Source organism: Undibacterium sp. Ji42W, assembly GCF_049340405.1.
Lineage (GTDB): Bacteria > Pseudomonadota > Gammaproteobacteria > Burkholderiales > Burkholderiaceae_D > Undibacterium.
Genome location: NZ_JBMPOV010000013.1, coordinates 141,883 through 155,991, shown reverse-complemented (window position 1 = coordinate 155,991; position 14,109 = coordinate 141,883). Strand labels below are relative to the sequence as shown.

The 14,109-nt window shown below is 53.2% G+C and carries 11 protein-coding genes; 4 read left to right on the top strand and 7 right to left on the bottom strand.

Going from position 1 to position 14,109, the window contains the following annotated elements; genetic code table 11:
• Positions 1–7 precede the first annotated feature (7 nt).
• From kdpC to kdpF, 4 genes are all read right to left on the bottom strand, one after another.
• Positions 8–610 carry a potassium-transporting ATPase subunit KdpC gene (gene kdpC, locus ACO0LG_RS24985; RefSeq protein ID WP_423030541.1) on the bottom strand — a complete coding sequence of 201 codons (603 nt, stop codon included), beginning with the start codon at positions 608–610 and terminating at the stop codon, positions 8–10.
• 27 nt (positions 611–637) lie between these two features.
• Positions 638–2,806 (bottom strand): potassium-transporting ATPase subunit KdpB, encoded by a 2,169-nt coding sequence (kdpB, locus tag ACO0LG_RS24980; protein ID WP_423030539.1) that lies wholly within the window; start codon positions 2,804–2,806, stop codon positions 638–640.
• An 86-nt stretch (positions 2,807–2,892) separates the two neighbouring features.
• Entirely contained in the window at positions 2,893–4,701 is a 1,809-nt protein-coding gene (gene kdpA, locus ACO0LG_RS24975; protein WP_423030537.1) for a potassium-transporting ATPase subunit KdpA, read from the bottom strand.
• The gene (gene kdpF / locus ACO0LG_RS24970) at positions 4,701–4,790 is read right to left on the bottom strand and encodes a K(+)-transporting ATPase subunit F (protein WP_110254457.1); all 90 of its coding nucleotides are present in this window, start codon (positions 4,788–4,790) and stop codon (positions 4,701–4,703) included. The genes kdpA and kdpF overlap by 1 nt, the downstream gene beginning before the upstream one ends.
• Positions 4,791–5,198: 408 nt before the next feature.
• Between kdpF and ACO0LG_RS24965 the strand changes: the two genes are divergently transcribed.
• Complete coding sequence (locus ACO0LG_RS24965; protein ID WP_423030535.1) at positions 5,199–8,183, top strand: EAL domain-containing protein; 2,985 nt, start codon at positions 5,199–5,201, stop codon at positions 8,181–8,183.
• Here the strand turns inward: ACO0LG_RS24965 and ACO0LG_RS24960 are convergent.
• Entirely contained in the window at positions 8,166–9,059 is an 894-nt protein-coding gene (locus ACO0LG_RS24960) for a Dyp-type peroxidase (protein WP_423030533.1), read from the bottom strand. The genes ACO0LG_RS24965 and ACO0LG_RS24960 overlap by 18 nt on opposite strands.
• A 190-nt stretch (positions 9,060–9,249) precedes the next feature.
• Between ACO0LG_RS24960 and alaC the strand changes: the two genes are divergently transcribed.
• A complete protein-coding gene (alaC, locus tag ACO0LG_RS24955; RefSeq protein WP_423030531.1) occupies positions 9,250–10,503 on the top strand; it encodes an alanine transaminase in 1,254 nt (417 codons plus the stop codon).
• Positions 10,504–10,574: 71 nt separating this feature from the next.
• Here the strand turns inward: alaC and ACO0LG_RS24950 are convergent, their stop codons facing one another.
• The gene (locus tag ACO0LG_RS24950; RefSeq protein WP_423030529.1) at positions 10,575–11,741 is read right to left on the bottom strand and encodes a mandelate racemase/muconate lactonizing enzyme family protein; all 1,167 of its coding nucleotides are present in this window, start codon (positions 11,739–11,741) and stop codon (positions 10,575–10,577) included.
• Between the two features lie 105 nt (positions 11,742–11,846).
• Here ACO0LG_RS24950 and ACO0LG_RS24945 point away from each other — a divergent pair, with 105 nt between their 5' ends.
• The gene (locus ACO0LG_RS24945) at positions 11,847–12,737 is read left to right on the top strand and encodes a LysR family transcriptional regulator (RefSeq protein ID WP_423030527.1); all 891 of its coding nucleotides are present in this window, start codon (positions 11,847–11,849) and stop codon (positions 12,735–12,737) included.
• A gap of 31 nt (positions 12,738–12,768) precedes the next feature.
• Here the strand turns inward: ACO0LG_RS24945 and ACO0LG_RS24940 are convergent, their stop codons facing one another.
• The gene (locus tag ACO0LG_RS24940; RefSeq protein ID WP_423030525.1) at positions 12,769–13,506 is read right to left on the bottom strand and encodes a siderophore-interacting protein; all 738 of its coding nucleotides are present in this window, start codon (positions 13,504–13,506) and stop codon (positions 12,769–12,771) included.
• A 38-nt stretch (positions 13,507–13,544) separates the two neighbouring features.
• Here ACO0LG_RS24940 and ACO0LG_RS24935 point away from each other — a divergent pair, with 38 nt between their 5' ends.
• Positions 13,545–14,015, top strand: a complete 471-nt coding sequence (locus ACO0LG_RS24935) for a MarR family winged helix-turn-helix transcriptional regulator (protein WP_423030523.1) — start codon at positions 13,545–13,547, stop codon at positions 14,013–14,015.
• Positions 14,016–14,109: the final 94 nt, after the last annotated feature.

Genomic DNA, 14,109 nt, shown 5'->3' with positions numbered 1-14,109 from the left:
TCTAGAATTACTTGGTCAGCTTGTCCAGTGCCAGATTCAAAGCCAGCACATTGACCCTGGCCTCACCCAGCAAACCCAGCGTGGGCTGTTGCGCCAGTTGGTCTATGATAGCCTTGACTTGCGACTCTTGCACCTTGCGTTCGCGTGCCACCCTGGACAGTTGGTAGTTGGCAGCCGCCAGGCTGATTTCAGGATCAAGGCCACTGGCTGATGCGGTCACCAAATCGACAGGGATTTTTGCAGTATTGCCAGGGTCAGCCGCTTTCAATGCCTCAACCCTGCCTTTGATGGCATCAATTTGCGCCACATTGGTAGGGCCAAAATTGGAGCCGCTGGATGCGACAGCATTATTTGGCATAGGGCCAGTGGCAGATGGCCTGCCCCAAAAATATTTTGGTGACGAGAAAGACTGGCCTATCAGGGAAGACCCGACAGTCTTGCCATCCTGTACGACCAGGCTGCCTTCTGCCTGATTGCTAAAAATAACCTTACCCAGACCTGTCATGGCATAGGGGTAGATGACGCCAACCACCAGCGTCAGCCCGGCGAGCAGGACGATGGCGGGGCGCAAAATTGAATTGCCAGCGTCATTGTTTGTAATAGTACTCATGATGATTCCTTATTGAGCGATATAAATTCAGGCAAGGTGCAACAAAGCCAGGATGACATCAATGAGCTTGATGCCAACAAAAGGCAGGACAATGCCACCCAGGCCATAAATCAGCAGATTGCGGCGCAATAGCAGCGACGCACCAATGGCGCGGTATTTGACACCCTTCAAAGCCAGCGGGATCAGGAAGACGATGATCAGGGCATTGAAGATCACCGCAGACATGATGGCCGACGAAGGGCTGGTCAGGTGCATGATATCCAGCGCCTTGAGCTGTGGATAAGTGGCAACAAAGGCAGCTGGGATAATCGCAAAATACTTGGCGATATCATTCGCAATCGAGAAAGTCGTCAGCGAACCGCGTGTCATCAGCATCTGTTTGCCTATTTCGACGATTTCCAGCAATTTGGTGGGGTTGGAATCCAGATCGACCATATTGCCGGCCTCTTTAGCAGCCTGCGTGCCGGATGCCATGGCCACTGCCACGTCAGCCTGCGCCAGTGCTGGTGCATCATTGGTGCCATCACCTGTCATGGCAACCAGGCGGCCTTCAGCCTGGTAACTGCGTATCAGCTTGAGCTTGTCTTCTGGCGTGGCCTCCGCCAAAAAGTCATCGACGCCAGCCTCGGCAGCAATCGCCGCTGCAGTCAGCTTGTTGTCACCGGTAATCATGATGGTCTTGATACCCATGCGGCGCAACTCGGCAAACCTTTCCTTGATGCCGCCCTTGACGATATCTTTGAGCTCTATCGCGCCCATGACCTTGCCATCATCCACCACCACCAGAGGGGTGCTGCCGCGGCGTGAAATGTCATCCACGATTTTGCTGAGTTCAGCAGGGAAGGGGCGGCCAAGGGATTCAACAAATTTCTTGACTGAATCTGCTGCGCCCTTGCGGATCTGGCGATTGCCGATATCGACACCACTCATGCGGGTTTGTGCGGTAAATTGCACAAAAGTCGCATTCAGGCTGGCCATCTCGCGTTCACGCAGATTATATTTTTGCTTGGCAAAGATAACGATGCTACGGCCTTCCGGTGTTTCATCTGCGAGAGAAGCCAGTTGGGCAGAGTCAGCCAGTTGTGGCAGGCTTACACCTGGGGCTGGGAAAAAATCAGATGCCTGGCGGTTGCCCAGGGTGATGGTGCCGGTCTTATCCAGCATCAATACATCGACGTCACCAGCAGCTTCCACCGCACGGCCAGACGTGGCAATCACATTGGCCTGCATCATGCGGCTCATGCCAGCCACGCCAATCGCAGACAGCAAGCCGCCTATGGTGGTGGGGATCAGGCAGACCAGCAGGGCGATCAATACCGTAATGGAGATAGGGGCAGAAGCAAAACCCGCGGCCTTGGCGGCATCAACGCTGAACAGCGAGAACGGCAGCAAAGTCACCGTCACCACCAGGAAGATAATGGTCAGGGCCACCAGCAAAATGGTCAGGGCAACTTCATTCGGGGTCTTCTGGCGTTTGGCACCTTCTACCATAGCGATCATGCGGTCGATGAAGGCTTCACCAGGATTGGATGTCACACGCATCACCAGCCAGTCAGACAAGACGCGGGTGCCGCCGGTGACGGCAGAAAAATCACCACCAGATTCACGTATCACAGGTGCAGATTCACCGGTGATGGCGCTTTCATCGACTGTGGCAACGCCTTCTATGACTTCGCCATCGATGGGGATGACATCATTGGCTTCCACCAGGACCACATCGCCCTTGCGCAAGTCATTGGCCTGGGCTGGCAACCAGGTGGTGCCGTGTTTTGGTATCGCCAGTTTTTTGGCCATCACGGTTTGCTTCAATGCGCGTAGGGAAGCAGCCTGGGCCTTGCTGCGGCCTTCTGCCAGTGCTTCGGCAAAATTGGCAAACAGGACGGTGAACCATAACCAGATGGAAATCGCCAGGATAAAGCCAGGGCTGGCTTCACCCTGGCCCATCAGGGATTGCACGAACAGCATGCTGGTGATGATGCTGCCTACATACACGACAAACATCACCGGACTGCGTAATTGCGTGCGTGGGCTGAGTTTTTTGAATGAGTCTATGACGGCAGGCATGATCAGGCTGCTATCAAATAGCGACAAGCGTGGCTTGCCGCTCGCTGTTGTGTCGCCAGCTTGTGCAGCGCCAGGTTTGGCGGCTGTGTTGACTTTGCTGTCTATCGACTTTTGTACACTGGTAAGTGACATTTTAATCCCCTTAAACTACGGGTGGGTCTGAATGAAAGCGCCATCAGGCAAAGCCATCATTCAGAATCCACAAATTATTTCGCGCGTTATTTCGCTATCAGTTGCAGATGTTCAACGACCGGGCCCAAGGCCAGGGCAGGCACATAATTGAGCACACTGATGAGCACCACCGTACCCACCAGCAAGGCAATGAACATGGGGCCATGGGTGGGCATGGTGCCAGCATTGGCTTCCAGCCTTTTCTTGCCTGCCAGTGAACCGGCGATCGCCAGCACAGGCACGATCATGGCAAAGCGACCAAACCACATGGCGATCGCCAGCATGATGTTGTAAAAGGGCGTATTCGCACTCAAACCGGCAAAGGCACTGCCATTATTATTGGCGGCTGAAGTAAAGGCATACAGCACTTCAGAAAAACCATGGGCCCCTGGGTTCAAAATACCGGCCTTGCCTGCTTCTGACATGACCGCGATGGCCGTACCTGCCAGCACCAGGACCGGGGTCACCAGGATGGCGATCGAAGTCATCTTCATTTCATACGCCTGGATTTTCTTGCCCAGGTATTCTGGTGTGCGGCCTATCATCAGGCCAGCGATAAACACCGCCAGTATCGCGAAGATCAGCATGCCGTACAGGCCACTGCCTACGCCACCAAACACCACTTCACCAAACTGCATGAGGACGATAGGTACCAGGCCGCCAATAGGCATGAGGGAATCATGCATGGCATTCACCGCACCGCAGGATGCTGCCGTAGTCACAGCAACAAACAGACTGGAGGCACTGATGCCGAAACGGGTTTCCTTGCCTTCCATATTGCCACCGGCTTGCAGGGCTGAAGTCGCCTGGTCAATATTCATGCTGGCCAGCACAGGATGGGTCTGCTGTTCTGACAAGATCACGGTCAGCGTCATGGCCACGAACAAGACCGTCATCGCCGTCAATACCGCCCAACCCTGGCGCATATCGCCGACCATATGGCCAAAGGCAAAGCACAGCGCAGCAGGTATCAGGAAGATGGCGATCATCTGCATGAAATTGCTCAGGTAACTGGGATTTTCATAAGGATGTGCCGAATTGGCATTGAAAAAGCCACCACCATTGGTACCCAGCATCTTGATCGCTTCTTGTGAAGCCACCGGGCCCATGGGCAGGGTTTGGGTCGTCGTCGTCAGGGTTTCCATGACAGGTGCGCCCTTGTCATCTTTCAAAGGCTGCGCATCAGGGCCGAGCTTGGGCTGGCTATAAGTGACAGGATCAATCAACTGTACATCTTTATAGCCAGAGAAATTCTGGATCACGCCCTGGCCCATGAGGAAAACTGCAAAAATAATCGACAATGGCAACAGGAGATACAAGGTGGAACGGGTAATATCAGTCCAGAAATTACCTATGGATGTGGCGGAATGACGGCTGAAACCGCGTATCAGCGCAAACACGACTGCTATGCCAGTCGCTGCGGAAAAGAAGTTTTGTCCGGCCAACACCAGCATCTGGGTCAGGTAACTCATGGTGGATTCACCGGTATAGCCTTGCCAGTTGGTATTGGCGACAAAGCTGACAGCGGTATTGAAGGATGAATCCATGCTGACATTGGCCATGTTTTGCGGATTCAAAGGCAGCCAGACTTGCAGTCGCTGTACTGCATACACCAGCAGCGCGCCCAGGGTATTAAAGATCAGCAGGGCGATGGCATATTGCTTCCAGCCCATGCCCGCTTCCGCCTTTACGCCGGCGATGCGGTACAGACCTTTTTCCAGCCAGCGCAACCAGCCCATGCCCGGCACTGCGGCCTTGTCATCGGCGATCCTGGCGATGAAACCGCCCAGGGGGTATGACAAGAGCAGCAGCGCGACCAGGAACAATACCAATAAAACAATTGCTTGCGTAGTCATCACAGCTCCTCGGCATTCAACAAGGCTGCGATCAGATAGACGAACAAGGCGGCAGCCACCACCGTGCCCAGGATGTAGAAGGGATTCATGCTTTTGCTCCCAAAGTGTCGCAGGCCAGCACCAAAGCCCAGACCAGCAGGAAGAAGATTCCCATGCCTGCGAGATATAAAAATTCCATCAGATATTCCATGCTTTACTCCTTCGTTTTTACACAGTGAAGCATAGTCAGAAGTATGTAAAAAATTCGTAAAGACTTAAACGGGGGGCGTAAACAAGATGTAAAAATTCAAAATGTAAAAATTTGGCAGGGTTCGGCAAAATTCGCAATTCAACGGCAAATTGAAAGAGCGCGGATATTGATCTAAGATTAAGGGAGACTGTCTTGATGTATTTTTGTCAGTGCTGACGAATGACAAAGAATGTTGACTTATCAAAAGTTAACTAACGCCAATCTTGCTTTGCCGCATAATTGCTCAAGTCTTTTAAAGTCTTTATCCATGTACAAGCCTGAGCAATTTGCCCATACCAGAAATTTTCGCCAGGAAATACGGCTGGGGCATTTTCTATTGATCATGCTGGCTTACTTCGGTGCCGGGCGTATTGGTTTGTCTATTCCCTATGTAAACCCCAGCGTCAGCCTGATCTGGCTGCCAACCGGCATCGCCATCACTGGCTTGCTGCGTTATGGCAAGCTGGCTGCTGTTGCCGTATTTCTTGCCGCATGGTTGCTGGAAATGTCGGCGGGCTTTAGCGTACTGGTAGCTGGCTGCCTTGCCGTAGGAAATACCCTGGGGCCCATACTGAGCAAATGGCTATTGCGCAAACAGGGTTTCAGGCGTGATTTTTCCAGGCGGCGCGATGTCATCGGCTTTGGCATGGCTGTCATGCTGGGGATGTGCATATCAGCGACCGGCGGCACGCTAACGCTATGGCTGCATGGTCTGAACGCTGATCCGGCGGCAGTCTGGCTGACCTGGTGGGCGGGCGATACAGTAGGTGCCTTGCTGGCAGCTCCCTTGCTGTTGTCTTTTTCATTCAAGTCCCTGAGCGGTCTGTCCAGACGCAGGAAAGAGATTTTTGGTTTCCTGCTGGTGTTTGCTCTGGCCAACTGGCTGATTTTTGCGTCCCCTTATAGCCATCTGCATCTGACCTTCATCATGGTGGGCATCATGATCTGGGCAGCCATGCGCTTTGGCATTACCGGTGCCTCTTGTGCAGTGCTGATCACGTCTTTGTTCTCGGCCTGGGCAACATCGCAAAGCATGGGGCCCTTTTATGATGGTGGCCAGGCCAACCTGCTGATACTGTGGGCGTATATGACGACCATGGTGCTGATCACCCTGATCATCACTGCACTACAGTCAGAAAGCATAGACGCTACCCGGCAAATAGAAGAAGCTTATCAACGCATCAACAAGGTTGCCTCGCGCCTGCCCGGCCTGGTCTTGCAATACCGCATACGGCCTGATCATGGCGCCTCCATCCCGTTTGCCAGTGATGCCATTGTGCAGATGTTTGAAGTCACGCATGAAGAAGTCCGTGACGATGCCCTGCATTTGTTTGATCGCATAGACCCGCAGGATATAGAAAAGGGCACCGAGCTGATACGCGATGCCATGCGCAACCTGGCACCCTGGCAAAGTGAATTCCGCATGCATCGCAAGGATGGTACGGTGCGCTGGCTGTATCTCGATGGTTTGCCAGAACCTGAGCCCAGCGGCTCAATGTTATGGCATTGTTTTATCACCGACATCACAGAACGCAAACAGGCCGAACAGGATTTACGCATTGCTGCCTGCACCTTTGAATCACAGGAAGGCATCTTCGTTACAGACGCCAACTGGATCATGCTGAGGCTAAACCAGGCTTTCACCCGCATTTCTGGTTATACAACAGAAGACCTGATAGGCAAGCACCCCCCTCTGCACAAGACCAAGCAGCAGGACAGGGATTTTTTTGAGCACATCAATATCTCCCTGAAAGAACACCGTTTCTGGCATGGTGAACTGTGGAGTCGCCGCAAGAATGGTGAAATCTATCCACAAATGGTGACCCTGACGGCGATTACCGATAGCCGCGGCGACGTCAGCAATTATATAGGCTCATTCAATGACATCAGCCGTCACAAAGGTTATGAAGCAGAGATACGTAATCTGGCTTTCTATGATCCGCTGACGCAGTTACCAAACCGCCGTTTGCTGATGGACAGGTTGCAGCATCTGATCTCCATCAGTAACCGCAATGAAACCCATAGCGCCATCCTGTTTATCGACCTCGATAATTTCAAGACCCTCAACGATACCCGTGGTCATGATGCCGGTGACCTGCTCTTGATAGAAACCGCCAGCCGCCTGCAAACCTGCGTACGCGACAGCGACACTGTGGCACGCCTCGGTGGTGATGAATTTGTCGTGGTCCTCGAAGAGCTGAGCATAGAAAAAGAAGACGCCCTGCGCCAGGCTGACCGCATTGCCGAAAAAATACGCAAGTTGCTGAGCGAGCCCTATCAGATCACCGACTTTGAACATCATGGATCGAGCAGCATCGGTGTCTGCCTGTTCCAGGGTGGCGATATCACGGTCAAGGATCTGTTCAAGCGCGCCGATACTGCCATGTATGAAGCCAAAACGGCAGGCCGCAATGCCGTGCGCTTTTTTGATCCTGCCATGCAGGCGATACTGGTAGTGCGCATGTTGCTGGAATCGAATTTGCGGGTGGCGCTGGCGAATAATCAGTTCCAGTTGTACTACCAGGTACAAGTCAATTCCGAAGGCAAGCTCATCGGTGCCGAAGCCCTGCTACGCTGGATACATCCTGACCGCGGCTTTATTTCACCGGCAGATTTTATTCCGCTGGCAGAAGAAACAGGGCTCATCATTCCTATAGGTTTATGGGTGCTGGAAACTGCCTGCGCCCAGCTCAAGCAATGGGAAAGCAGCAAAGAGACTCGCCACCTGACCCTGGCCGTCAACGTCAGCGCCAAGCAATTCCAGCAAGCGGATTTTGTTGAGAGCCTCAGTGAAATCATACACAGGCACAAGATTGATGCGACACGCCTGAAGATAGAGCTCACCGAGAGCACCGTGCTTGACAATGTCGATGCCACGACCGAGAAAATGCATGAATTGAAAAAGCTCGGCATTGCTTTTTCCATGGATGATTTCGGTACTGGCTATTCTTCATTGGCTTATTTGCAGCGTCTGCCGCTGAATCAGTTGAAGATAGACCAGTCTTTTGTACGTGACCTCAGCCATGATGAAAACGATGCGACCATCGTGCGCGCCATCATCTCTCTGGGCGTCAATCTGGGTTTGAATGTGATTGCCGAAGGGGTGGAAACCAGTGCCCAGCGGGCGTTTTTGATTGCCCATAACTGCTATGCCTTCCAGGGCTATTATTTCTCCAAACCTTTGCCGCTGGAAGGCTTTCTGGCGCTGTTGAAACCACCAGAGATAACACTGGAATCAGACGAGATTCAATAAGCGCACATCGAGCTTGCCATCCTGCATCGGCGGGCACCAGAAATAGCTGCCGGTCTGTGGCACGGTAAACTGGAACAAGGCATCAGTGACACCATCTTCTGCACCTGACATGCGTTTCAATTGCACTTCAAACGGGTAGAAGGAATTGGCGAAAGCAACAAAATACAGGCCCGCCTTGTCCAGCGCAGACCAGGGCATGGAACGCCTGAGCATGAAAGCTTCAGGCGTGAAATCTTCTTGCGCAGTACGCTTGACGTGGGCAGATTCTGGCGCATCTTCGAGTTCTTCATTATCACTGCGACGGCGGCCAACTGCATTGTCCTGGTCTGCTGTTGCCATGGCATCAAAGCGATCAAATTTGTGCAGCCATTGCTGGATGGCGACAAAGCTTGAACCCGCCAGACCAGGCGTGTCACCCGCAACAAAAGCAGCAGCGATGGCGGCATCATCATGCGGGTTCTCGGTGCCATCTTCATAACCGCTAAGGTCACGGCCCTCCTTGTATTTGAAGGCATCAACCTGCTGCTGCACTTCAAATGCCGGGGCCAGCAAAGGCAGGAGTTGATGCAATTGACGCACGAGGTCACCGCGTTCATGCTGGCGCAACCAGCACCATAATGCGGCCGGTGTCGCAGGCAGGCGCATGCGGCTGCCTTCTATGCCGTGGAATTCTTTCAGGCCTGCGATCTCGCTGCCCAACACTTGCAAGAGACTGGCACCAAAGCCGATGACCAGACTCTGGCCATCGGTCTTGTCTGCAAGATCGCGTATTACTTTCTTGACGCTTGCTGCATCAGTACCTGCCTTGATATTCAGACTGAGATAAATGGCATGTGCGGGGACAGCCTGCAATATGCCTTCCTGGAATAACTTCATGTACTGCTCCACTTTTTTGAATTGATCGAATTGCGACAAACTTGTTCTGATAAGCATAACGCATCTTGCTGAAAATTTGATTGCTCGCTACAATCAAATGCGAGGCAAATCGCTTCAACGTCGCTCGGACGGTTCCGGGCGCCCGTTCTTGCAGTCTTATGGACTACAAGGGCTACGTACAATTCAGATCATGACAAATACAACTACTCCGCCGGGCCGGGGTTCTGCTGTTGAAGGCGCACCTGTGCCTGCAACAAAGTTCTCTTTCGCTCGTATCAACCGCCTGCCCCCTTACGTATTCAATATCACTGCTGAGCTGAAGATGGCTGCGCGCCGTCGTGGTGAGGACATCATTGATATGTCCATGGGTAATCCCGATGGCGCAACACCTGCGCACATCGTAGAAAAACTGGTGGAAGTGGCACAGCGCCCCGACACACATGGTTATTCTGCCTCCAAGGGCATCCCCCGTTTGCGCCGCGCAATTGCGCACTGGTACAAGAGTCGCTATGACGTAGACCTGAATCCAGATTCGGAAGCCATCGTCACCATAGGCTCAAAAGAAGGGCTGGCGCATTTGATGCTGGCGACGCTGGACAAAGGCGATACCGTGCTGGTGCCGAATCCCAGCTACCCCATCCACATCTATGGTGCAGTGATCGCCGGTGCCGATATACGTTCGATACGCATGAGCCCCGGCGTAGATTTTTTTGCCGAGCTGGAAAGAGCAATACGAGAGACGTATCCGAAACCGAAGATGATGATCTTCGGCTTTCCATCGAACCCCACAGCGCAATGTGTGGAGCTGGAATTTTTCGAGCGCGTGGTCAAGCTGGCGAAAGAACACAATATCCTGGTGGTGCATGACCTGGCTTATGCTGACATCACCTATGACGGCTGGAAAGCACCTTCCATCATGCAAGTGCCTGGTGCACGCGATGTCGCTGTGGAGTTTTTTACGCTGTCTAAAAGCTATAACATGGCAGGCTGGCGTATAGGTTTCATGGTCGGCAACAAGGAACTGGTTTCGGCACTCGCCCGCATCAAGAGCTATCATGACTATGGTAGTTTCACCCCCGTGCAGGTGGCAGCGATTGCCGCACTGGAAGGTGACCAGTCTTGCGTCAACGAGATACGCGACCAGTACCAGCGACGTCGTGACGTGCTGGTCAAAGGCTTGCATGAACTGGGCTGGATGGTGGAAAAACCAAAGGCATCGATGTATATCTGGGCCCATATCCCCGAGCATTATCGTCACCTGGGTTCACTGGAATTTGCCAAACAGATGCTGGAAAAAGCCAAGCTCTGCATCTCACCCGGCATAGGCTTTGGTGAATATGGCGATGAATATGTGCGCTTTGCCTTGATAGAAAATGAGTCGCGCATACGCCAGGCCTTGCGTGGTTTGAAAACCATGTTCAAGGATGATGGGGTAACGAAATAAGGGGGTCTCATACCTGATGCCAGACAGGCATGCATCACCGATGCACCGCCTGTCTGCTTGATTTCATCAGATCACTCGGCGATTTTTCGCATCTCAGCATACAAATCCGCCTTGCCCTCAAAACCTATGCCCGGCAATTCTGGTAGCAGGATGTGGCCGTTGACAACCTTGACACCATCCGGGAAGCCACCGTAGGGCTGGAACAGGTCAGGATAAGATTCATTACCACCCAAGCCCAGGCCAGCGGCGATATTCAGCGACATCTGATGGCCGCCATGCGGGATGCAGCGTTTGGCTGACCAGCCATGTTCACGCAACATGTCCAGCGTGCGCAGATATTCGACCAGGCCATAGCTGAGGGCGCAATCGAATTGCAGCCAGTCGCGGTCAGCACGCATGCCACCATACCTTATGAGATTACGGGCATCCTGCATCGAGAAAAGGTCTTCACCGGTCGCCATGGGATTGGGATAATAATTGCGTAAGGTTGCCTGCAATTCAAAGTCTAGCGGGTCACCCGGTTCTTCATACCAGAACAAGTCATATTGCGAGAGTGCCTTGGCGTATTTGATGGCGGTGTCGAGGTCGAAACGGCCATTGGCATCGACCGCCAGCTTTTGCCCGTCACCCAGCACGCTCAAGACGGAATCGATGCGGCGCAAGTCTTCATCGAGCGAGGCACCACCTATCTTTTTCTTGACCACGGTATAGCCGCGGTCAATATAGCTGCGCATTTCATCCTTGAGTTTGTCGTGGTTCTGGCCGGGGTAGTAGTAACCACCCGCTGCATAGACAAAAATATTACGGTCTGGCGTGCCATTGCCATAGCGTTCTGCCAGCAACTGGAATAGCGGCTTGCCCTCTATCTTGGCGACAGCGTCCCAGACTGCCATGTCGATGGTGCCGATGGCGACCGAACGTTCACCGTGACCGCCGGGTTTTTCATTGGTGAACATGCAGTTCCAGATCTTGTGCGGGTCGAGGTTGTCGCCAGCATCATTGATCAGGCTTTCAGGCTCAGCTTCCAGCACACGGGGAATGAAGCGTTCGCGCATGAGCTTGCCTTGCCCATAGCGGCCATTGGAATTGAAACCGTAACCGATGACGCGCTTACCATCTCTTACGACGTCAGTGACGACAGCCACCAGACTCAGCGTCATCTTGCTGAAGTCGATATAGGCATTGCGTATGGGTGAGCTGATGGGCACGGTTTGTTCGCGGATTTCTACGATTTTCATTTGGCTTTGTCCTGACAGGTGTAAAAGGGAAACTGTATGGTCCAAAGCTTACTCTTCATTTTCAGAGATATAATTCACTCATATTTAAACCATTATTTACTTTAAGTGAATATCGATATCGCCCCTGAACTGACTTTTTTCGTGCTGCTGGCCAAGCTGGGCAGTTTGTCGGCGACAGCACGCGAACTGGGTATCACCCCACCTGCGGTGACCAAGCGCCTGATGCTGATGGAACAGCGCCTGGGCGTGCGCCTGGTTAACCGCACCACGCGCCGCCTCAGCCTGACCAGCGAGGGCGAGTCTTATCTGGCGCAGGCGACACAGATACTGGGCAGCATCCGCGATATGGAAGAATCGGTATCCAGCAGCCGCGGCATACCCAAGGGTTTGCTGAGGGTCAACGCCACGCCGGGCTTTGGCCGCACCCACATCGCGCCGCTGGTGTCACGCTTTGCCCATTTGCATGCAGAGGTGGAAGTGCAATTGCAACTGACTGACCGCCCCATAGGCCTGGTAGAAGAAGCCTATGACCTGGCGATACGCTTTGGTGAATTGCCGGATTCACGCCTGGGTGCCCGCAGGCTCATGAGCAACCGGCGCTTTTTATGCGCCTCACCCGGCTATCTGAAACAGGCCGGGCATCCACAAACACCGGCTGAATTGCATCACCACCGTTGCATCCTGCACCGCCAGAATGATGATGTATATGGCACCTGGCGACTGGAAAAAGGCCGCAAGGTGGAGCTGGTCAAGGTACGCGGCGCAGTGTCGAGCAATGATGGCGACGTGGTGCTGAACTGGGCACTGGATGGCCACGGCATCCTGGTGCGCTCGGAATGGGATTTGAATAAATACCTGGAAAGCGGCAGGCTGCAAATCGTCTTGCCTGCCTATACTTTGCCAGCGGCTGACTTGTATGTGTATTACCTGAGCCGCCGCCAGCAACCTGCCAAGGTCAGGGCGTTTATTGATTTTTTGGTGGAAGAGTTCAAATGAAATCCGGCTGTAGCTGGATTTCATCCTTAACTTAACTTTCCAGATTTTCGTGATGCGCTATCAAGCCACGCTTCCAGTAAGCCGCCACCCGCATGGCTGCCCCAGCATGGCCTTTTTCCTCAGCCAGTATGCGGCGTGTTGCTGCCATGGTTGCGGCTTCACCAGCACACCAGGCGTAGCCATCGCCCGCTGGCAAAGGCAGGGTGCGCAAGGTCTCCAAAAACTCTTGTGCGCTATCTACCCAGACTATGCTGATATCAGCTGCACTGCTTAATTCGCGGCGCTCGACTGGTGGCACTTGCAGGATGACGATGGCGCGCACCCCGGCAGGCAATTCTTCCAGGCGTCGGGATATCGCTGGCAGGGCAGTTTCGTCACCGGCCAGCAAATGCCATTCATAATCAATCGGGATGACCAAAGAGCCACGCGGCCCGGCAACCGTGACCGGATGGCCTGCATCTGCCTGGCTGGCCCAGGCGGCAGCAGGGCCATCACCGTGTATGGAAAATTCAAGCACCAGTTCGCCTCTGGCAGCATCGTAATGCCTGGGCGTGTAATCGCGCATGACGACATTATCGCTGTCGGCGCCCAGTATCAGTTTAAGGTGATCATCAAAGGAGGCACTGATAAAACCCGGCAGGTCAGCACCACTCAGAGTAATGCGGCGAAAGTGTGGGGTCGGGCTTTCAACACGGACAACTTGCAGATTACGGCGTTTGATTTCATGGCGTATGCGTTGTACGCGGCTGGTTTCAGAGGCTATACTCATTTATTCACCCATCAAATTAGTTGACAATATCTACTATAATGCGCAAAACAAATGACAATGTCAACCATTCTCAAAAAAATAATGAGGATGGGGTGCTGGACCTTATCCATACGGTCATGCATCAATACCGTTCCATGCAATACCAGGCTCTGCGCGACGGCCTGCATGACATTACCCATATGGAAGGCAAGGTATTGAGCTATTTTGGCCATTATCCCGGCGCTACCCAGAGTGACCTGGCCAAGCACAGTGGCCGTGATAAGGCGCAACTGGCGAGGCTGATCAAAGGCTTGCGTGACCAGGGCTTGCTTGATGCCGTTGCCGATGAAGCAGACAAACGCAATGTCAGGCTGACATTGACTCCGGATGGACAAAGCGTATTGACAACATTGCGCCAGCAAGCCAAACGTCTGAATACCCTGGCATTGAAAGAGTTGGCCAGCCATGAGCAACAAGAGTTGCTGCAACTCTTGCAAAGAGTTAAAGTCAATCTGGATGCTGCGTCTTAAGAATCTGTTGCAAGATGACGGTGCCAGACACCTTGTAGGGTGCGCCATGCGCACCATTTTTTGGCTATGAGGGCGGTGCGCACGGCGCCCCTGC

Bases quoted from the DNA above. Each gene is read 5' to 3' on its own strand.
- kdpC (WP_423030541.1), bottom strand. From the start codon at position 610: ATGAGTACTATTACAAACAATGACGCTGGCAATTCAATTTTGCGCCCC.
- kdpB (WP_423030539.1), bottom strand. From the start codon at position 2,806: ATGTCACTTACCAGTGTACAAAAGTCGATAGACAGCAAAGTCAACACA.
- kdpA (WP_423030537.1), bottom strand. From the start codon at position 4,701: ATGACTACGCAAGCAATTGTTTTATTGGTATTGTTCCTGGTCGCGCTG.
- kdpF (WP_110254457.1), bottom strand. From the start codon at position 4,790: ATGAATCCCTTCTACATCCTGGGCACGGTGGTGGCTGCCGCCTTGTTC.
- ACO0LG_RS24965 (WP_423030535.1), top strand. From the start codon at position 5,199: ATGTACAAGCCTGAGCAATTTGCCCATACCAGAAATTTTCGCCAGGAA.
- ACO0LG_RS24960 (WP_423030533.1), bottom strand. From the start codon at position 9,059: ATGAAGTTATTCCAGGAAGGCATATTGCAGGCTGTCCCCGCACATGCC.
- alaC (WP_423030531.1), top strand. From the start codon at position 9,250: ATGACAAATACAACTACTCCGCCGGGCCGGGGTTCTGCTGTTGAAGGC.
- ACO0LG_RS24950 (WP_423030529.1), bottom strand. From the start codon at position 11,741: ATGAAAATCGTAGAAATCCGCGAACAAACCGTGCCCATCAGCTCACCC.
- ACO0LG_RS24940 (WP_423030525.1), bottom strand. From the start codon at position 13,506: ATGAGTATAGCCTCTGAAACCAGCCGCGTACAACGCATACGCCATGAA.
- ACO0LG_RS24935 (WP_423030523.1), top strand. From the start codon at position 13,545: ATGCGCAAAACAAATGACAATGTCAACCATTCTCAAAAAAATAATGAG.